A 19,671-nucleotide genomic window follows, 5' to 3' on the forward strand; every position below is an offset into this window, starting at 1 on the left:
TCACACATATTTCATCTCTCAAAACAGTTAATTTGAAGAGCCGTAGAACTGTCTCTTGGTTTTTCTCCGCCCTGGGCTCTTATGTTCAATTCTTCCAGTTTCAGTCGTGCCAGAAGGTAAGAAATGGATGATTCCGCCCCTTGATTCATGTTTACGCTGTTGTGGGTTATTCCATCAAAGCAACCAGCGGTTTCAGGGTCATACAGCATTAACTTCTGGCTATTTTTTCCCAGATACCATTGAAAAACAGTTCTAGCCACCCATAAGTAGCTCTCATCATGCGTGGCAAAATAGGCATCAACGGCGGTGTCAACCATCGCTGACGCTTCCAGTGGTTGCTGGTCATAAAGCGCTCTTTTCCCATTCCGCTTGTACCAGCCATTATTGCCAATCGGCATAAAATTGCCGTCAACCATTTGGGTATTAAGCAGAAAACTCGTAGACTCTTTAGCAACATCCAAGTACCTGCCATTGCGGGTGATTGAATAAGCCTCAAAGAGCGCTTGAGGCAACCGAGAATTGTCATAAGTTAGGTAAGGTTCAAACCAGCGCCAATCATACTTTGATTGGTCATTGTAGGTTTCACAAAGAGAATTCGCCAGCCTTTCAATGCTATCTTTTAAATCGTCCACTCGATACGCACGGTAGTACTGTGAGAGCCCTAAAATCGAAAAAGCAAGCAACCGAAGCGAAGTTGACTTCCAAACGCATGGCAAAGCTTTATCAAAAATCTCCTTAGCAACCAGCTTCATGTACCTAGGCAAAATAGAATTAATCGTGCATCCGCAAGCCCACAGGCTTCGCCCCAAGCAATCCTCCGAGCCATCAACATCCATGTAAACCCGCTCGTAACTTAGGTAATTGTGGAAGTTGCCTTCAGGTTTCTGCATGTGATTGAGGAACGCCAAATAAACGTTCGCCAACGGCACTGTCCGTGGGTCATCCTGTAAACGGTGATATCTGGTGCAAACGATTAATGCGCGAGCGTTGTCGTCTGTTGTGTAGCCTTCGTTTCGTTTCGGAATACAATACTTCGCATGCTGAAAAACACCCGTGGAATCCGTCATTAACTCAAGATAATCAAGCTTTATAGGCGGAAGTTGCACAGCACATTTCCTCCCAAGACCGCTTGGTTAATTCATCAAAGAGTTTGAGGTATTTTTTAGCAACTAAAGGCCACGTGAACTTTCTGCTGTATTTGTAGGCTTTGTGCTCAAGAGATTTTCTGAGATGCTTATTATCGATTATTTCTGTAACTTGGTCAGCTATGGAATCGGCATCGTTAAAATTGCAAAAGAGCCCTCGTCCCTCGCCCAACGCTTCTTTTGCGTGAAGGTACGGTGTAGAAACAACAGCTTTCCCCGCAGCCAAAGCGTAAGATAATGTGCCGCTGCTGACTTGGTTGCGAGAAAGATACGGCGTTATGTACACGTCTGTCGCTTGCAAGTAAGTAAAAAGCTCAGGCTTGGAAAGGAAACGATTCAAGAATTTCACGTGCCCACGGAGCCCAAGCTCTTTAGCCCTCCTCATCAACATGTTGCGGTAGGCTTCGCCCTCGGCTCTTTTAACTTGAGGATGCGTAACCCCAAGGACATAATACACTATGCGCGGTTCTCTTTTGAGAATTTTCGGAAGAGCATCAATGACGTACTCGATACCTTTACCTTTACTTAACAACCCAAAAGTGCACAGGACCACATGATTCTGTAAGCCTAAAACAGGCTTCACTTTTACGCTGGGAACAAGCGGAAAATCAGGGCACCCATGCGGAATCAACTTCACTTTTCTTTGCGGAACACCATATTGCTTGAGCAGTGAACGCGTTGTTTTATTTAAAACTACAATAGCCGCGCTTCGGTCAATTATTTTGTGAAAAACTTCTTTTGTCTTTTTCTCAAAACTTGGCAGAACGGTATGCAGAGTTGTCGCCACGGGTTTCTTTACCCTATCAAGAAAATCACAAATGTATTCGCCTGATTCGCCGCCGAAAATTCCAAATTCATGTTGGATGTTAACCACGTTGATGGCTGTATGATTAAGAAAATTCGCTGTTAAAGCGTAATCTTCTCTGGAGTCCCGACCAATGCGGTGTTGCCCCCCACCGTTCAACGATTTAAACAGACGACGACCATCAATAGAGATAACCATTTGATCTCTCAGCCTGTTAAATTGACTAATAGAATTAACCAAATCGGACGTGAAAGTTGCTATTCCGCACTTTCTAGGCGGAAAAGTGCTCACATAAGCAACTTCTTTGACGGTTGTCAATGGAGGGGTGCCTAGAATATACTTTGCCACCGACAAATCACGTCATATATTGGGTTTTGGCTGTCTTTAAGCGCATGTGATTGTACACCGACAGTCACAAAGGCGAATTTTACCATATTTTTCCATGAAGTTTATATGTATCTACAAAGCATGAGTGTTTTCAGAGGGAGAGGGGCTATGAAACGATTTGAACATAATCCCATATTAAAACCAATCAAAGAGAACGCTTGGGAATCCGAAGCAGTGTTTAACGCTGCTGCTGTTTATAGCAACGGGCTAGTACATCTGTTATACCGCGCCATCGGTAACGACCACGTTTCAAGGATAGGCTACGCAACATCAACCGATGGATGCACCATCAAAGAACGGTTCGATGTGCCAGTTTTTAACCCAGTAAACCATGCTGAAAGAGACGGTTGCGAAGACCCGCGCCTTACAATAATCGGCGACGAGTGCTTGATGGCTTATACAGCATTCCGAAACCACGATTACCCTATCATATTCCAAATCTCACTAACATCCATCAGCATGAACGATTTTCTCAACCGTAAATGGGACTGGAAAGAGCGCATTCTGCCGTTTCCAGGAATCCGCAATAAAGATGCTGTCATTCTGCCTGGAAAAGTTGATGGCAAATATGTTATGTTCCACCGCATTGAACCGAGCATATGCGTAGCTTATTCGGAAGACCTCAAAAAATGGCATGGCTTTAAATCAATCATGGAGCCTCGGGATAAAATGTGGGATAGCCTAAAAATCGGTGCTGCTGGTACACCCATCGAACTCAACGAGGGTTACCTATTCATTTATCACGGCGTCGATGAGGCAAAGCGCTATTCGCTCGGTGCAGCCTTACTGGATAAGAGCAATCCAGAAAAAGTTCTCTACCGCTCAGATAAACCCATACTTACTCCTTGTGAAGGCTACGAATGCGTCGGTACTGTGCCTAACGTCGTGTTCAGTTGTGGAAACGTGCAGTTAGACGACAAAGTCATAGTTTACTACGGCGGCGCTGACAGTGTTCTTTGCGGAGCAATCTATGAACTAAACGAGTTGCTTCCAAGAAAATAATTACAACACCGCTAAAATATCGGTCTCTTAGGATGCCTTTTTGGCACTCCACTTTTTGTATGGATGCTGTTGGCGTAGAATTACAGTCACATATTCTTAAATCATGGTCAAACTAGCAGTATCATGAGCTACGCGCCCACTGCACTCGTGGAGAGCAAAAGAAGTTTTGGGCGCTGAAAATTAAGCTGATTTTCACTGTTTGATAAACAATTAGTGATTAGTTAGGAAGGTGAAGTTGTGTCTGATTTCTCCATTCATGAAGAAAATAAAGTTGATTCACCTCAGGCTGAGTCAAGAGACATGACAAGCGTAGATAAAGATTACATTACTGAAGATGCAACAGAAAGCGAAGATACAGAGGAAAGATGGGGCGCAGAGAAACAGTCGCCAGTAGCAGGCAGAATTTCTGGAACAATGGAGGAACTGGAAAGAATTCAAAGTGCAGAAACGATGACTATCGATGAGGTGCGTGAGTGTTTGAGGGATTCTTTGGATTGCTACCAGACATGCACAGAAACTACCGCAAAATGTTTGAGGATGGGCGGCAAGCATGCGGAACATAAGCATCTGAATCTTCTCATGGACTGCGCTAGAATCTGTAACATAAATGCTGATTTTATGCTAAGAAACTCAATCTATTACCCACAAACATGCGGTATAACCGCTGATATCTGCGACGAATGCGCTGATGCTTGCGATAGGTTTGATGACGACTTCATGAAGAAATGCGCAAGCGTTTGTAGACGTTGCGCTGAATCATGCAGGGAAATGGCCAGATAGCGTTTTGCCGCCGATTACTTGCATTTTCAGAACTACCAAGGAGGTGATTGTTAATGGAAACTGAACTTGAAAAAGAAGTGGACAAAGAAAAGCAAAAGCTCAAGGAGAACGCTACAATCTACGACTTGCTTAAACTGGAGCATAAGGACGTTAAGAAGCTCTTCAAGCAGATTGTTGAGAATGAGAGTTATCAAGATAACGTCTACAGTCAAATCAAGAAGGCACTAACGTTGCACATGGAAGGCGAAGAAAAACTGCTGTATCCACGGCTTGAGAACGATGAAGAAACGCGCTCAAGTATTCTCGAAGCGTATGAAGAGCATGATGTCGCCAAGAAAGTGATGAATGACATTGAGGACTCTTCGGATAATGATGCAAGGGTAGCCAAAGTTAAGGTGCTAAGCGACGTTGTTGACCACCACGTCGAAGAGGAAGAGGGTGAACTGTTCAAGAAAGCAAGAAAGATTCTATCGACTGATGATGAGCGTGAGATAGCTAGGAAATTCATGGATGAAAAAATGGCAAAAATGTAGTTGAATGATTTCTTCATTTTCTTTTTTAATTTTCTGCTTTATTGGTGGTGATTGTTTGCCTCCAAGGGGCGTCGAGAAATCAAAGAGAAAACGGAAGTACGAACACATTAAACTGTCAGAGCTTGAGCGGGGTGCATCTGAGCAGGATGTGAAGCGCATTGCTGCGGCAACGGTGAATAAGACTAGACGAGAGAAAGGTGAAACTAAAAGCTAGTTTTTCTGATATTATCATTTAAGAATTTTTAACGTATTGTAGTGTTTACGCTGAGAAAAACTTATATTTTAAAGGTTGATTGTTCCGTCTAGAATTTCAAATTAAACTTTGGTGAAAAATATGTCTACAGGTGGAGGAAACATTCCCGTTCTAGTATTAAAAGAGGGCACAGGCAGAACAACTGGCCGAGAAGCCCAAAGAAACAACATTATGGCGGCAAAGATTGTTGCTGAAGCGGTGAAAACAACGCTTGGTCCATGCGGCATGGATAAGATGCTTGTCAGCAGCATGGGTGATGTTGCCATAACCAACGACGGTGCAACCATTATGAAGGAGCTTGATGTCCAGCATCCAGCGGCAAAGATGCTCGTGGAAGTTGCAAAAGCACAGGATAACGAGGTCGGTGATGGAACAACAACAGCGGTGGTTTTATCTGGGGAATTACTTGCCAAAGCTGAAGCTTTACTCGACAAAAATGTACATCCGACAGTAATAATTGAGGGTTTCAAGAAAGCAAGCGAAAAAGCTCAGGAAATCTTGGAAAAAATCGCCATCCCCGTAGCCATAACCGATGACAAGACCCTGCGGATTCTTGCAACAACATCCCTGTCAGGCAAGAGCAACACAGTGTCATCTGAACATTTTGTTAAATTAACTGTTGATGCTGTTAAGCAGGTTGCTGAAGAAGTTGACGGCAAATACAAAGCCGACATAGACTTAATTAAAGTTGTTAAGAAGCATGGCAAGAGCCTAGATGAAACAGAACTTGTTAAAGGCATGGTTATTGACAAGGAAGTCGCCAGCTCAGGCATGCCAAAACTCATTGATGACGCCAAAATCGCCCTGTTAAACGCAAAGTTAGAGATTGAGAAAACCGAGTTTGACGCCAAAATAAACATTGAAAGCCCTGACCAAATGAAACTTTTCCTCGATGAAGAGGAACGCATGTTAAAGGACATGGTTAACTCAATCACTAAAGCAGGCGCTAACGTTATCTTCTGCGAGAAAGGCATCGACGACATGGCATTGCACTTTTTAGGAAAAGCTGGCGTTTTAGCGGTTAAGAGTGTAAGCAGCAGCGATATGGAGAAACTCGCCAGAGCAACAGGCGGTAGCATCATCGCAAGCGTCAAAGACTTAACCGCAGACGCGCTTGGCAGAGCTAAAAGGGTTGAAGAAGTCAAAATCGGCGATGACAAACTAATCTACATACGCGACTGCAAGAACCCCAAGGCCGTAACCATCGTCATCCGCGGTGCATCCAACCACGTAATCGACGAAGCAGAGCGCTCACTACACGACGGTTTATGCGTAGTCCGAAACGCAATTGAAGACGGCAAAATCGTCGCTGGCGCAGGTGCACCAGAGGCAGAATTAGCTAAGAACTTGCGAGCTTACGCTGTTAAAGTCGGCGGACGCGAGCAACTTGCAGTTGAAGCTTTCGCAGAAGCAGTTGAAGCTATCCCGCTAACGCTGGCTGAGAACGCTGGTTTAGACCCCATAGACGTTATGGTAGCCCTAAGAGCAGAGCATGAGAAAGCAGACAGCAAATACTTCGGCATCGAAGTGACAACTGGCAAAATCAAAAACATGGTTGACCTGCAAGTTCTTGAGCCACTGCGAGTGAAGCAGCAAGTCATAAAGTCAGCCACCGAAGCCACAAACATGATACTGAAAATCGATGATTTAATCAGTGTCAAAGGCGGCGGCAAAGCACCCCCAATGCCTCCAGGCGGAATGGGTGGCGGCATGGGTGGAATGGGTGGCATGGGCGGTATGGGCGGAATGCCCTACTAAAAACCGAACCCTTCCTTTTCCTTTTTGCTCTTTTGAAAATCCTTCAGTTTGTTTTTGTTTTTTGGTGTAAACTTATATGCATATTGGCTAGATTTATTGGGTGTCTGGTGTCTTTGAGTGAAGCATGTTAAGGTTAGCGCGTTTGATTGCCCTGATGCATGGTTTAAAGCGTTAAACGCGATTTGGCGAGAAGGCGACCCTTTCCAAGTGGGTTACGGTTCAGAAGCCACCGATACCAAAAAGCTGAATTTATCCATCGAGATTGCTCATCCTGAAAACCGTCCGCTCGTCAGCGACAAAGCCCCTTGCGACATGAAGTACGTACAGTGGTACGCGCTCACGTATCTTTGGTGCGGAGAGGGCAAGCAGGATGAAACCTACACTTACGGTAGCCGACTCCGTGAACCAGTTGACCAAGTTGAACAAGCAATTAAAAATTATGTGAAGGAGCAGCGGGACAGGCAAGTGACTATGGTGGTTAGGCTTCCAGAGGACATCTACAAGGTCAACCTAAAAACGGGCGAGAAGCATGAACCGCCATGCCTAAGCCTGATTGATACGGAAATCCTCGACAACAAAATGCACCTAACCTGCTACTTCCGCAGTTGGGACGCTTACGCTGGTCTGCCAGCCAACATCGCGGGGCTACAACTTTTCAATGAGGCGTTTGTGGCGGAAATCAACGAGCGCGCAAACCTTAGTTTAGAGACGGGTAAGCTTGTTTTTCACTCTAAAAACTGCCATATCTACCAGCGGTTATTTCCTCTTGTTAAAGAGCTCCTTGAGCCAAAACAAGGTTCAAAAGACTTGCCCGCTTCATTCACAGTCAGACACAAGTCATAGAAAGAAAAGAGCGGTAATTCATTCTCCCTTTCTGCCTATGTGGGGTAGCCGAACTTGTCCAAGCAACCATGCCGCCAAGTGCGTTGCTTGCATCTTTAATATTCTGTTTTCCACTGAGAGCTTAATCTTGCCAGTCTAAAAGCCGCTTTTCACCCTGCAACTTCTGGATGTCAGTCACATCCTGCACAACTTCCACGGTGCCCAAATACTTGCCCTCAGCGTCGCGGACTGCAAAGAAGCGGATAAAAATAACTCGTCCGTTAAGGTTTATCCAGAATTCAGCCACGTTCTTCTTGCCTGATTTAAAGGAGTCCACTATTCTGGTTACGGTGTCAAGGCTTTTTGCTGGGTGACAGTTTTGCACTTTTCTGCCAATAACTGATTTTGTGCGTACAAAAATCATTTTCTCTGGCTTATTAAAGTACTGTACAGTGTCGTTTTGGTCGATGAAGGTTATTTCCACGGGTAACGTGTTTAGTAATGCGTTTAGTTGCGTGTGGTTTAGGCTTCCGAAATCAAACGGCACGGTGCCTTCTGGTGCCTGCAGTTGCGCTTGAACAAGGGCTTTTTCTTCCTTAGGCGGCACTGTTAATTCTGGTGGCGTAAAGCAGCAGTAGCCTATCGCGTCGAATTCTTCGCGGATTTCTCGCCATTCCTGCTCAGTAATTATGCTGAGAGCGGCTGGGAATAGGATGTTGTTTTCCTTGTAGAAGTGGCTGGGTAGCAGGTTGCCGAGTTCCTTGGCAGAATCCCATAATTGCTGCTTGGAATTCTCAAAGTTAGCTGGGTCTGAGCCTTTGATTGCGGCTCGCAGTTTCTTTTTTGCTTCTCTTATTTGGTCATGCTCCATCCACATTACGGCTGGCGGCTCAGTGATGCCGTGTTTTTCCAGCGCTGGGAAAAGCACGTTTTCTTCACGCAGATAATGTTTCTCTGCGTCGGTGAAGTCGCTGATTAAGTGTTCTACTTGGTGAATGTCCTCTTTAACGTAGCGTATGTCGTTGACTCTGAGTATCTTGTTTGCTATTTTCAGGAGGTCTTCAGACATTTTGGTCATGATTTTGTGCTCTTCCATAAGAATGCTAATCGGCTGGCTAGGCTTGAGGTCAGGATGTTGCTTTTCGATTTGTTCTCTAAAGATGGCTAAGTGAACATCGCAGAGCTTGCGCATTTCCTCTCGTTTCATGCCTTCCTTAGCCAGCTCTTCCTCGATTTTAGCGATTTCTAATGAATCGGTGCCTTCGAAAACGTCTCGGAATTTTTCTTTGACCTCTTCAGGAGGCACACCCGCATGCAACTGGCGTATTGCCTCTTTAATTTGCGCTTTTTTATCCGCTGGCAAAATCACGTTTCCCTCTTTGCTAATTACAGAAATAGTGAGGGATTTATTTCTTTCCAAAACCGAAAAATTCATGATTAACTCTTTATAGCGCAAGGTGCCTATGCAATAGAGAGGAATATGTTATGGGTCACAATTTGGCAACATGGAAAACACTTGAAGATTTAATGATTGAACTGCGAAAGAAAGGCGTCAGTGTTCCCTCAAATGTGGTTGAGGATTTGAGGGCGGCTAGGTCCATGATTAAACTAACATCCATGGAGGACAGCCGAGGCGAGGTTTTCCAGAAAGCTGAAGAGTATCTTGCAAACGTTGAAGCTTACCTCATAACTGAAGCACAGAAAGTCTTCGGTTCCGAAAAGACGGATGAGTGGTTCAAACGTTTAGAGGAAGCCAGTGCCCAAGTTTGTGAAGAGCTAAAAGAGGAAGACAAGTTCATCACTGGTGTTCCAAGAGACCAAAAATGGATTCGTGTGGAACCCATCGACAACCTGCCTGCGGAGCGGATACAGCAAATCGCTAAAGAACACAACCTTGGCGTTAAGCCACAAAATAATGGTCGGCTGGTGGTTTTCGGTCAACCTGAAGATATTAAACAGTTTCTCAAGGCGATGGCACCGCAAAAAACCAGCTAAACCATGGTTATCTGCTCCATAACCATAAAGGTTTGCATGTGAAGGTTGAGGAAAAATTTTATATGATTAGCCGCAGTCTTTTCAGGCATGGCTCCCCATAGAAGACCTAAAGTAGTAAAGCGCAAGTCTCACACATCTCTGTATCTTGCAGTAGGCATAATCGTAATAGTCCTAATCATCGTTGGTGCTTACGTTGCAATAGGACAATTCGGCAGTCAAAATGTTCCAACACCGACGCCAACGCCAACAGCTACTCCGACGACAACTCCGACAACGTCACCATCAGGTGCTGACTCCGAGTATGAAAATGCAACTAAAGTTCTCTTGCACACAAGCATGGGCGACATAACCATCGCATTGCGAAATGATATGCCCATAACTACAGGCAACTTCATCAACCTTGTCAAGCAAGGAGTTTACAACGGCACAATATTCCACCGAGTAATAGCTGACTTTATGATTCAAGGTGGCGACCCGACAGGAACAGGATACGGCGACCCATCAATTCCAACAATACAGGACGAGTTTACAAGCAACAACCATAACTACAATGGAACAATAGCGATGGCAAACACGGGGGACCCAAACACTGGAAGTAGCCAATTCTTCATCAACGTCAAATACAACAGCCACCTTGACACTAAGCATCCAGTCTTCGGAAAAGTCATATCAGGAATGGATGTTGTCATGGCGATTTCAAAAGTGCAGACTAATTCAGCTGATAAACCGTTGCAAGACGTTACCTTAATTAGTGCAACAATCTTGCCCTAAAAATTGGGGTAAATATTACCTTTATTTCTTTTCCACTTTTGGCTTAGAACCGATTTCTACAACTTGGATGCTTACTTGGTACTTTTTTCCTCCAGCAACCATTTTGCCCGTGCCGTAGTATCCTCTACTGCCCGTTTTGAAGTCTTTCTTATCAATAATAAAATTCTGTTTATCACCGTTTAATTGTATAGTCGCTATGTTTGGTTGTTCACTCATTCGCTTTCACCTTCTTTGGATTATTGTCCTTGTTGCTTTTCACCTTTTCGCTTTGGGGCTCTGAAACATTTTTTGGCTCTTCACTTTTGCTGTAGAATTCGTCGGTTAACTCTTTGACTTTGGTTTCATTTTGTTTGCGTTTTTTTCTTCCGCGGAAATCTATAGCGAGCATGACAAGTATGGGCAGTGAAAGGTAGAAGGCTGCAAAGAAAACGTTAGTGAACAATTGAGTAACGGGATTAGAGAACAGCACTTCTGTGCTTGTGAGGTTAATACCGTAAACTTTGTTGAGCACGTCGATTAGTATGATTCCTGTTAATGCCAGCGTTAAGCAAACAATGAACTGAACCATAACGCCTCTGTCCTTGCCTAAAAGGAGACTAGGGATGATGGATGACAAAACAAATACCCATGCAAAAGAATAAACAAACACAACAATATCCATTCTCTCAAGCAACCATGCGCCAACAACTGGTAAGACTGGGCATAGGACAGATACAACCGTGGTTACGGCTGTTTGGGTGAAAATTTGGTAGCTTACCATTAAAACCCAAGCTACTGACAAATATAACGGAGTTATCAGGATAGCTTTCACCAAGCATGGGCCACCTTGATTAAAGTATGGGCAGTTTTTTTATAACGTTTACGCTCCACCGATTCAGATTACCTAACAACAAATAACCATCCAAATATATAACTGAACAAAAAAAGAGAAGAAATTTAGAAACTCTTACTTAAGCCAGTATTAACTGCGCGCTGACTTCCACTTAACCGCTTTCGTAATAGGAAGACGCTACCTATGATTGCGATAGTCGACAAAGCGATAACAGCTAATATTGATGGCGATTCAGGAATTGTTTCGGTGGTACCAGTCTCCAGTCCCCAGTTGGCTGGATTGTTATTCGAGTTAAGCGGCCAAACTTGGACTCCTGCTCCAGAATTACTTGCGTCATATACTCCAACTTGGATTCCCGGCGAATATCCTGAACCGCTAATGTCGAAATTTTCATTTGACTTGTTTATGGTGATTTCAAAAACCCAGTGTTGATTACTATTTAGCGGTGAAGTAGTCAATGTATCTGCTCCAACAACGGTTCCCGCTGGAAGACCTGTGAACTGTGTCCATCCTGTTCCATTGCCTTTGTAGACTTTTAATCCTGAACTGCTGTGCCCTTTCCACTCAATTTTGATGTCGTCTGCTTGAGGGGCGGCTCCGCCGTCTGCGTTGCGGTCATAGCAGATTTGATAGTAGTCCTCTGTGTTATTGGTGCTGTCAGTAAAGAATTCAATTAATATATGCTGGTTTATATCACCTGGCCATGTCCATTTTTCTCTCCAAGCGAAATTTGTGGGTGGATTTGTGGGAACGCCGGCATCTGTCCACTCGTTAGAGGCAGTCCATTTTCCATCTATGGTGGGTGTTACTATTGCCGAGTAGTTGGTACATCCGTATCCTGTAGCGATAGCACTTACGATTGCTGGTAGTGACAGGCTAAAAAGCGCAACTATAAGTAGAGTGCCCAATACAACTTTTTTCATGTTTAATCTATTCTCCTCTAAAGTTTTTTTAACTGTATTCAAGCTTTAACCTTAAATAATTTGCCATGCCCCTTATGTTGGCAACTTAGCTTCTACAAGACGGGATGCAGTTAATTCGCCCAGTACCGCCAAGTCTTCAGTTGGCAAATAGCAACTTGCTGATTCATCAAAAAGTACACTTGCTTCCGCTGGAAACACGCTTTCCTCCCATAGAATAATAACCAGCGGCACATGCGGCAAACTGAACAATTCTACTGCAGAATCGCCATAAGTTCTCTTAACTCCGCCAAGCAGTCTCGCGGATTCAACGAGCTTCTCTGGGGTTTTGCCAAATTCGTAAGCAATCGGTTGAACAGCCCTAGTCAAAAAAGCCTTTTCGTACGCTTGACCTCCAGGTAAACTCGCAAACCTTGTCAGTTGTCCAACTCTCTCAACCTTTTTTGCACTACTATAATGACACAGCACTGTCTCTATTACTCCAAGCACCGTCTTTGCAGGCTCTGCCTTCTTTAGCGAATCACGGATATCTCCAGAACACAAATCTACACGATAGCCTAAGAACTCAAACTGGTTCTCGCCAACCAATGACCTTAACCCGTTGATTACGTTTTCTCCTAAATTAAGTCGCAAAGGCTTTCATAAGTTAAGAACCTGTTGCAGTATAAAAATTGAATAATCACCTATCTATTCAAGGGGGAGAATTTGGTGTGGAAGAGTCATTTTACTCGTTATTTTTCGCTATTTGTTGTCATCCACCGCCAGACAGAATTTACTGTTACAGTTTTTCCAGACACTTCCAATCTGTCCTCCTGATTAGCGGTTAATATAAGACCGCGTGTTAAACCGACTTTTTCTAGTGCTTCTGTTAAGCCGTCAATCTCGCGCTTTTTATTATCTTCATTTAGTTCATAACAAACCTGAATAGCCTGAGTGATCACATTTTTTTCTTTGATGAGGAAGTCGCATTCATTACGACCCTTGAAATAGAAAACTTGCTTTCCGTTTCTCCGTAAGTGCAGAAAAACGGAGTTTTCAAGCATTCTTCCTTTATTTGCAGAAAACGATACTGAGTTAACATCAGCCAATCCATTGTCTATAACGTAGATTTTTTTCGGATTTACTGCTTGCTTCTTTAAGGAATAGTCGAACTTGGAGACTGTAAATAAGAGGTAGCTTTCTTCCAGATATGAGACGTAAGCAGTTGCGCTGTTGGTAGAGCCAAGGTTGAATGTCCTTGCGAGGCTGTTGTATGAAAATTCTGTGCCAACGTTTGAAAGCAAATAGAGCGCCATTTCCTTTATTGCTCGGGGACTTCTCAGCTTATGCCGTACTACGATATCCCTTAAAACTATGTCATTGAAAAGCTCCTGCAGAATATCGCTCTTGTTATATTTTAGATATTCTGGAAAGCCACCGCGCTGTAGGTATTCACTAAATGAGTCAATATTCGCCGTTTTTGAGGCGAAATCAAGAAACTCTGCATAAGAAAACGGAAATAGTTCATATTTTAGATGCCTTCCAGTGAGCCTTGTCCCAAGTTCTCGACTCATTAGTGAAGCATTTGACCCTGTTAACAGGAAATGTTTTTTTCTATCCAGCAATGTTCTCACAAAGAGCTCCCATTTATCGACGTTTTGTATTTCATCAAAAAAATAGCAATCACTTTCTCCAAACTCCTCTCTAAAAACCTCATCAAGCTTTTGAAAGTCACTAAGCTCAAAGCCTGTTGCTCTTGGATCTTCGAAATTAAAGTAGTATAAACCCTTCTGGGATCTCATAACTTGCCGCAAAAGCGTGCTCTTGCCGCAGCGTCGTATGCCAGATAAAACTAGGGCAAATGGGAGTTTGAACTCAATTTTTTTGGTCAGCGCTCTTTCTATTCCATACTCTAAAGTCTCACGCTCTTTTTTTTGGGTTGCTACGATGGCTCTTAAGGTTTCTTTAAGCAACATATGTTTAAAGTGTGCATTATTAAAATATAAACTTATGCATTACTAATGCACAGTATAGCGCCGACGAGAAAAGCCCAGGATGACAAAAATCGCTCCTGAATAAGCAAAATATTAAGTGGTGCGGTCGCCGGGATTTGAACCCGGGATCATTAGCTTGGAAGGCTAATGTCCTAAACCAGACTAGACGACGACCGCACACAGTACTGCTTGTACTTTTTCATTAACCAAGTTTGATTTAAGGGTATTGCAACATCACATACAAGATTCAAACGCTTAAGCAGAATTAGTTAACCATAGTGCCTAACTTTTTAATGTTAAGAATTGGAAAGGGGCAAAGTGGTTCCTTTTCCCCTGTGAGAAGCTCTCCTTTCTCCTCAAACAACAAGAAAGCGTTTATCGCTTAAAAGGGATGTTTCCAGCAAAGGAATATGTCGAAGGTTAATCTTTTTTCTTTGTACTGCTCAATTTTTCTAGGACTAAACCGCTTTATATAGGGGGATAGGTTCTACTGGCAGAGCAACAAACCTTTCCCTAACATAACACCATTGCGTCTCAAAATGCAATAGCGCAAGAATAACCCAAATTCAAAGCACATAAGATATAAGGAAGCCTTACAATATCAACCCGAAAGAAGTGTTCCTAATGTCAGAAAAACTCTCATTAGTCACATGCACCAGTTGCGGCAAACCAATCCCACCAGTCAGCGAATCCACCAAATTCCTCTGCCCCAATTGCGGTGAAATCCAGATAAAACGCGACGGAAAATGCCGCAAATTCGGCAGACTCTACAAATGCCCAAAATGCGGATTTACAGGACCATAAAGGTGAAATAGACAATGGGTAGCGTAATAGTAACCTACAAAGTCTTCCCAGAAGACATCGTCATAAGCTTTGATGACTTAAAAACGAAAATCCAAGCCATTCTACCTGCAGACTCAACCATCGAAGGATGGGGCGAAGAACCCATAGCATTCGGCCTCAAAGCACTCCTCTTACAAGCCAGATTCCCAGAAGAAAAATCAGGCATCGTTGACGAATTCGAAACAGCCCTTGCCAAAATCCCAGGAGTTAGCCAAGCACAAACCTTCATGGTGCGAAGGTCAAGCCGCTAAGCAACTTCCAACAGCCATTTCTTTACTCAAAAACCCCTCAATTATCTCACAAATAAGCACCTGAAAGTTTCAACCTTTACGCTTTAAAGTTTATATAATCAAAAAACGTTTCTTTCAACCACATACTCAAACTAAACATAACCATTACTTGGAGAAATTCTGCATGAGCGAAGTACAACTCCGTGTTGGAGACGCAAGACAAAGAGATGTAGGCAGAGGAATAGCCCGCATCGACCAGCGAACCATGCAAAAACTAGGCATAAGCGCAGGAGACGTTATCGAAATCGTAAACAAACGTACAACCAGCGCCATCGCATGGCCAGCATACAGCGAAGACCAAAACCGCGACATCATCCGCATCGACGGTTTTACACGCAAAAACTGCGGTGTAGCAATTAACGAATACGTGGTCGTGCGTCCAGCAAAAGTGAAAACAGCCCTCTCCATAACGCTTGCACCCGTGGACATGAGGCTAAACGTTGACGAAGACTTCACTAATTTTGTTAAAAACCGCCTCATGGAACGCACCCTAGTCGAAGGCGACACAACCCTAGTCATGATGCTAGGACACGCCATACCATTCACAGTGTCAAAAACCAGACCCCACGGCATCATTAAAGTAACAACTGAAACACGCCTAACCATCCTAAACGAACCTGCACCAGAAGGCAAAGGCTTACCACGCACAACATACGAAGACATAGGAGGACTCCACGAAGAAATCCAACGCGTCCGCGAAATGGTAGAACTCCCACTTCGCCACCCAGAACTCTTCCAACGCTTAGGAATCGAACCGCCAAAAGGCGTACTCCTTCATGGTCCACCTGGCTGCGGCAAAACACTCCTTGCACGGGCGGTAGCTAATGAGTCAGAAGCAAACTTCTACTCCATTAACGGACCAGAAATCATGAGCAAATTCTACGGCGAATCCGAAGCACGTTTACGTGAGATTTTCCAGCAAGCCCAACAGAATGCACCGAGCATTATATTTGTTGATGAGTTGGACGCTATAGCGCCTAAACGTGAAGAAGTCACAGGCGAAGTTGAAAGACGCGTTGTTGCACAACTGCTCGCACTTATGGATGGCTTATCAGGCAGAGGAAACGTAATCGTCATCGGCGCAACTAACCGTCCTGGCGCGCTTGACCCAGCACTAAGACGCCCAGGAAGGTTTGACCGCGAAATAGAAATTGCTGTTCCAGACAAAAAAGGACGCTACGAAGTACTTCAAATTCACACACGCGGCATGCCACTGGCTGAGGATGTTGATTTAAAGAAGCTTTCAGAGATGACTCACGGCTACACGGGCGCAGACCTTTCCGCGTTGAGCAGAGAAACAGCTATGAAAGCGCTTCGCAGGTATCTGCCACAGATTAACCTTGAGGAAGAGCGTATTCCGCCTGCTGTTTTGGAAAAGATGGAAGTCAAGATGAACGACTTCATTGACGCTTACAAGGAAGTCACGCCGACAGCTATGCGGGAAGTCTACATAGAAGTTTCCACGGTTCACTGGGAAGACGCTGGCGGCCTAGAAGAAGTAAAGCAGCACCTCAAAGAAGCAGTTGAGTGGCCCCTAAAGAGCCCTGAAATTTTCAGCCGCTTAGGAATCAGACCGCCAAAAGGCATACTACTTTATGGTCCACCTGGCTGCGGCAAAACACTGCTAGCTCGCGCAGTCGCGACCGAGAGTGAGGCGAACTTTATTTCCATTAAGGGACCTGAAGTTTTCTCCAAATGGGTTGGTGAATCAGAGAAAGCTATCCGCGAAGTTTTCCGTAAGGCACGGATGGCTGCTCCAGCAGTGATTTTCCTAGACGAGATTGATTCTCTAACGCCAAGGCGCGGTTTAGGCATGAGTGACAGCGGCGTTTCAGAGCGTGTCATTAGCCAGTTGCTGACAGAAATGGACGGCATAACAACCTTGCAGGACATTGTAGTCATCGCCGCAACCAACCGCCCAGACATGGTGGATTCCGCCGTTTTGCGTCCCGGCAGGTTTGACAGGTTGATTTATGTGCCTGAGCCTGATGAGAAGAGTCGTTTGCAGGTCTTCAAGATTTACACTAAGGGTATGCCGATTAGTAGCGATGTGGATTTGAACCAGTTGGCATTGATGACTAAGTATTATTCTGGTGCTGACATTGAATCTTTGTGCCGGGAAGCTGCGATGCATGCATTGAGACGCGATGTGAATTCCCGTGAGGTTACGATGAAGGATTTCCAAGATGCCATGAAAGAGATGGGGCCGTCAATCACGCCTGACATGGAGAAGTGGTATAAGAGTTTCATGCAGCAAATCCGACAAGTACAAAAGCCAGCAACCCCTGTAGCTTAGCGAGAAGATTAGCGTATGCCACAAATGAAAACTTGGAAAACACGCCCCGACTACTTCGTTCTCTTAGAGATTCTTAATAAGAAGGGTGACATGACTGACGATGACCTCTTTGATCAGTTGAAAAATGAGTTTGAAGATTTAGGTTTTAAAGACTTCAACGAATTACTACTAAAGCTTGAGGTAAGCGGCAAAATCCGCACTTCCTCGATGGCGAGAGGCAAACGAAGAATCGAACTCGTCCAGTAGAGATCACTTTCCTCTCTTGTTTGAATTTTTTAATTTGTTATTTTTAATCAGCATTTTATTTTGTGAAAATTCTTTAAAAGCTCGATTTCCCCAGCGATAGGTATCAAACTATGGTGGGTTGTCATTGTGCGAGGTAAAAAATGGACAGCAAAGCAGGAAGCCCAGCTGAAAACGCTTGTCGAGGCAAATGCGAGTATCGGAGAGATTGCCGCGATGTTTCAAAAGACGCCTGGCGCAATAATTGTGAAGTGTCAACGTTTAGGCTTGCCGTTAGAAACGAAGGACTACGTGAAATCCCAGATTTCTCTCCCAAGGGAACTGTCTAGTGTCGAAGAAGCGCTGAAAATATTGGCTGGTGCCCTGAAAGCTGCGGTTAAGCCTGGTTTAGAAAAAGTTGAGGTTCAGCGCCTGCAAGCCATTGCGACTATTTCTAAGACCTACAAGGAGCTGCTGGCTGACTACATCAACTATCGAGAGATTGAAGCTAAACTAAAAGAAATGGAAGAGCAAAATGCGCAACTACTCAGAGAAAGAAGCCCGAGCCCTACGCCCCAACAAGATACTGCCACGGTGGCATGAACTTCGGCATAGTAGTAGCCGACTTCGGCGAACAGTTGAGCAGAAAATCCAAGAGTTAAGCGATGACCCCGCCGAATTTTTTGAGCAAACATTGGGTTTTAAACCCTATGATTATCAAAAAGAGTTTGCTCAAATGTTTGAGAGTAATCAGTTTACTGCTGCTCGCTGGTGTAGGCAAAGCGGCAAAACCCAAACCATATCTGCACTGCTGCTGAAGTATGCAGTAAAGCACCCCAACGTTGCAATAGGCATAGTTGGGCCATCATGGCGGCAAACCAAGCGCATCATAGCGCGCATAGCCGCGTTGAGCAGGAAGCTTCCGTTGGGGATTGCGTTTAAGCCTCAGAAAACCCAAATTCACTTTGCGAACGGAAGCAGCATAGAAGCTTTCCCGAATAACCCTGAAACAATCCGCGGACCCACCCTCCACGTGGTGTATGCTGACGAGTTTAACTTTGTGGCTAACGACCAAGAACTCTACGACGCCATACTCTATACGCTTGGCACAACTGACGGCAAATTTGTCTGTAGCAGCACGCCGTGGCATAGCGATAGTTTATTTTTCAAGATTTTCAACCACAAAGACTTTTGTGATTTCAAAACCAGCCACGTCACCGTTGAGCGGGCTCTTAGTCCAAACGGTCCTCTCAAGCCCAATATTATTCAGCGGATTAAGACTCAGATGGGTGATGACCCAACACGTTGGCGCAGAGAAATGATGGCAGAATGGGTGGAAGACGACAACGTTTGGCTAACACAGAGCCTGATTGCTTCTTGCATTGGCACGCAACAGAACTGTGGGCAGGAGCTTCGTGAATTTGACCCGCAAACGCTCAAGAGAGGGGTCTTTTTTGCTGGGTTGGACTTGGCTCAAACACGCGATTACAGTGTCCTATCAATAGTTGAACGCGATGTCGATAGGCTCTTTCTTAGGCACCTCAAAATCTTCCCCCAACCCACAGTCTACGCCACAGTACTGGGCTACATCAAGGCACTGCAAGACCGCTGGAACGGCTTCAGACGGATTCGCGTTGATTTTACACGCGAAGGACCAAGCTTCATCGCAGACATGGAAGACGCTGGCATCAGGAACGCCGAAGGCGTCAACTTTAGCGTGCCACGCAAAAGCGAAATGGCAAGCCTGCTAAAACAAAGAATGTTAAACAAACAATTCTACTATCCACTGCTGAACTGGGAGCGACCCTACCGAGGAGACATCTGCATTGAACTCAATGTTGAGCGTTACGATTTGCGCAGGGACGGCAACGTTGGCTTCTCGCATCCGTGGGGCACACATGACGACGTTTTCTGGAGCATTGCGCTTGCGGTTTATGCGACGGCAGACATGGGACCCGAACCATTCCTAGCAGTAATCCCGCGAGAATAATTCAAAATGTCAGGTAGAGAAAGATTTGAATCTCCGTCTCTTGAGTGCAGGTCA

At 44.6% G+C, this 19,671-nt stretch carries 22 protein-coding genes and 1 tRNA gene; 14 read left to right on the forward strand and 9 right to left on the reverse strand.

All coding sequences use genetic code 11. The annotated features are described in order from the left end of the window. Positions 1-11: 11 nt before the first annotated feature. Together NWE95_11415 and NWE95_11420 are read right to left on the reverse strand one after the other, a co-directional pair. Positions 12-1,106 (reverse strand): glycosyltransferase, encoded by a 1,095-nt coding sequence (locus tag NWE95_11415; GenBank protein MCW4004507.1) that lies wholly within the window; start codon positions 1,104-1,106, stop codon positions 12-14. Further along, positions 1,081-2,298 carry a glycosyltransferase family 4 protein gene (locus NWE95_11420; GenBank protein ID MCW4004508.1) on the reverse strand — a complete coding sequence of 406 codons (1,218 nt, stop codon included), beginning with the start codon at positions 2,296-2,298 and terminating at the stop codon, positions 1,081-1,083. The genes NWE95_11415 and NWE95_11420 overlap by 26 nt, the downstream gene beginning before the upstream one ends. 147 nt (positions 2,299-2,445) lie before the next feature. On the opposite strand from NWE95_11420, the gene NWE95_11425 reads away from it, so the two are divergent. From NWE95_11425 to NWE95_11450, 6 genes are all read left to right on the forward strand, one after another. Then, the gene (locus tag NWE95_11425; protein ID MCW4004509.1) at positions 2,446-3,339 is read left to right on the forward strand and encodes a glycosidase; all 894 of its coding nucleotides are present in this window, start codon (positions 2,446-2,448) and stop codon (positions 3,337-3,339) included. A gap of 237 nt (positions 3,340-3,576) precedes the next feature. Then, the gene (locus tag NWE95_11430; protein ID MCW4004510.1) at positions 3,577-4,119 is read left to right on the forward strand and encodes a four-helix bundle copper-binding protein; all 543 of its coding nucleotides are present in this window, start codon (positions 3,577-3,579) and stop codon (positions 4,117-4,119) included. Positions 4,120-4,172: 53 nt separating this feature from the next. After that, positions 4,173-4,652, forward strand: coding sequence for a hemerythrin domain-containing protein (locus NWE95_11435; GenBank protein ID MCW4004511.1), 480 nt, complete (start codon positions 4,173-4,175; stop codon positions 4,650-4,652). Positions 4,653-4,707: 55 nt separating this feature from the next. Next, entirely contained in the window at positions 4,708-4,866 is a 159-nt protein-coding gene (locus NWE95_11440) for a hypothetical protein (GenBank protein MCW4004512.1), read from the forward strand. 120 nt (positions 4,867-4,986) lie between these two features. Continuing rightward, on the forward strand, positions 4,987-6,663 hold the full coding sequence (thsB, locus tag NWE95_11445) for a thermosome subunit beta (protein ID MCW4004513.1): 1,677 nt from the start codon (positions 4,987-4,989) through the stop codon (positions 6,661-6,663). A 117-nt stretch (positions 6,664-6,780) separates the two neighbouring features. Beyond that, positions 6,781-7,506: a thymidylate synthase gene (locus tag NWE95_11450; protein MCW4004514.1), complete on the forward strand. Its 726-nt coding sequence runs from the start codon at positions 6,781-6,783 to the stop codon at positions 7,504-7,506. A 121-nt stretch (positions 7,507-7,627) separates the two neighbouring features. On the opposite strand, the gene NWE95_11455 is transcribed toward NWE95_11450, so the two are convergent. Further along, complete coding sequence (locus NWE95_11455; GenBank protein ID MCW4004515.1) at positions 7,628-8,920, reverse strand: DUF438 domain-containing protein; 1,293 nt, start codon at positions 8,918-8,920, stop codon at positions 7,628-7,630. Positions 8,921-8,970: 50 nt separating this feature from the next. Here NWE95_11455 and NWE95_11460 point away from each other — a divergent pair, with 50 nt between their 5' ends. After that, complete coding sequence (locus tag NWE95_11460; GenBank protein ID MCW4004516.1) at positions 8,971-9,480, forward strand: DUF2096 domain-containing protein; 510 nt, start codon at positions 8,971-8,973, stop codon at positions 9,478-9,480. A 324-nt stretch (positions 9,481-9,804) separates the two neighbouring features. Continuing rightward, the gene (locus NWE95_11465) at positions 9,805-10,251 is read left to right on the forward strand and encodes a peptidylprolyl isomerase (protein MCW4004517.1); all 447 of its coding nucleotides are present in this window, start codon (positions 9,805-9,807) and stop codon (positions 10,249-10,251) included. Between the two features lie 21 nt (positions 10,252-10,272). On the opposite strand, the gene NWE95_11470 is transcribed toward NWE95_11465, so the two are convergent. From NWE95_11470 to NWE95_11495, 6 genes are all read right to left on the reverse strand, one after another. Beyond that, entirely contained in the window at positions 10,273-10,467 is a 195-nt protein-coding gene (locus NWE95_11470) for a hypothetical protein (protein ID MCW4004518.1), read from the reverse strand. After that, positions 10,460-11,065: a hypothetical protein gene (locus NWE95_11475; GenBank protein MCW4004519.1), complete on the reverse strand. Its 606-nt coding sequence runs from the start codon at positions 11,063-11,065 to the stop codon at positions 10,460-10,462. The genes NWE95_11470 and NWE95_11475 overlap by 8 nt, the downstream gene beginning before the upstream one ends. Positions 11,066-11,187: 122 nt before the next feature. Continuing rightward, complete coding sequence (locus tag NWE95_11480) at positions 11,188-12,006, reverse strand: hypothetical protein (protein ID MCW4004520.1); 819 nt, start codon at positions 12,004-12,006, stop codon at positions 11,188-11,190. Between the two features lie 72 nt (positions 12,007-12,078). Further along, complete coding sequence (locus tag NWE95_11485) at positions 12,079-12,636, reverse strand: DUF3786 domain-containing protein (GenBank protein MCW4004521.1); 558 nt, start codon at positions 12,634-12,636, stop codon at positions 12,079-12,081. A gap of 98 nt (positions 12,637-12,734) precedes the next feature. Continuing rightward, the gene (locus NWE95_11490) at positions 12,735-13,958 is read right to left on the reverse strand and encodes an ATP-binding protein (GenBank protein MCW4004522.1); all 1,224 of its coding nucleotides are present in this window, start codon (positions 13,956-13,958) and stop codon (positions 12,735-12,737) included. 116 nt (positions 13,959-14,074) lie between these two features. Further along, a tRNA-Gly gene (locus tag NWE95_11495) sits at positions 14,075-14,153 on the reverse strand. 447 nt (positions 14,154-14,600) lie between these two features. Here NWE95_11495 and NWE95_11500 point away from each other — a divergent pair. The 6 genes from NWE95_11500 (at position 14,601) to NWE95_11525 (ending at position 19,617) form a co-directional block, all read left to right on the forward strand. Further along, on the forward strand, positions 14,601-14,780 hold the full coding sequence (locus NWE95_11500) for a zinc finger domain-containing protein (GenBank protein MCW4004523.1): 180 nt from the start codon (positions 14,601-14,603) through the stop codon (positions 14,778-14,780). Positions 14,781-14,794: 14 nt separating this feature from the next. Continuing rightward, entirely contained in the window at positions 14,795-15,070 is a 276-nt protein-coding gene (locus NWE95_11505) for an elongation factor 1-beta (protein ID MCW4004524.1), read from the forward strand. 163 nt (positions 15,071-15,233) lie between these two features. Next, positions 15,234-17,405, forward strand: a complete 2,172-nt coding sequence (locus NWE95_11510; protein ID MCW4004525.1) for a CDC48 family AAA ATPase — start codon at positions 15,234-15,236, stop codon at positions 17,403-17,405. 24 nt (positions 17,406-17,429) lie between these two features. Beyond that, on the forward strand, positions 17,430-17,651 hold the full coding sequence (locus tag NWE95_11515) for a hypothetical protein (protein MCW4004526.1): 222 nt from the start codon (positions 17,430-17,432) through the stop codon (positions 17,649-17,651). A 126-nt stretch (positions 17,652-17,777) separates the two neighbouring features. Beyond that, positions 17,778-18,230 carry a hypothetical protein gene (locus NWE95_11520; GenBank protein MCW4004527.1) on the forward strand — a complete coding sequence of 151 codons (453 nt, stop codon included), beginning with the start codon at positions 17,778-17,780 and terminating at the stop codon, positions 18,228-18,230. After that, entirely contained in the window at positions 18,163-19,617 is a 1,455-nt protein-coding gene (locus NWE95_11525) for a terminase family protein (GenBank protein MCW4004528.1), read from the forward strand. Before NWE95_11520 ends, NWE95_11525 begins: the two co-directional genes overlap by 68 nt. Positions 19,618-19,671: the final 54 nt, after the last annotated feature.

It is taken from the genome of Candidatus Bathyarchaeota archaeon (genome assembly GCA_026014725.1).
In the GTDB taxonomy this organism is placed as follows: Archaea; Thermoproteota; Bathyarchaeia; order Bathyarchaeales; family Bathycorpusculaceae; genus Bathycorpusculum.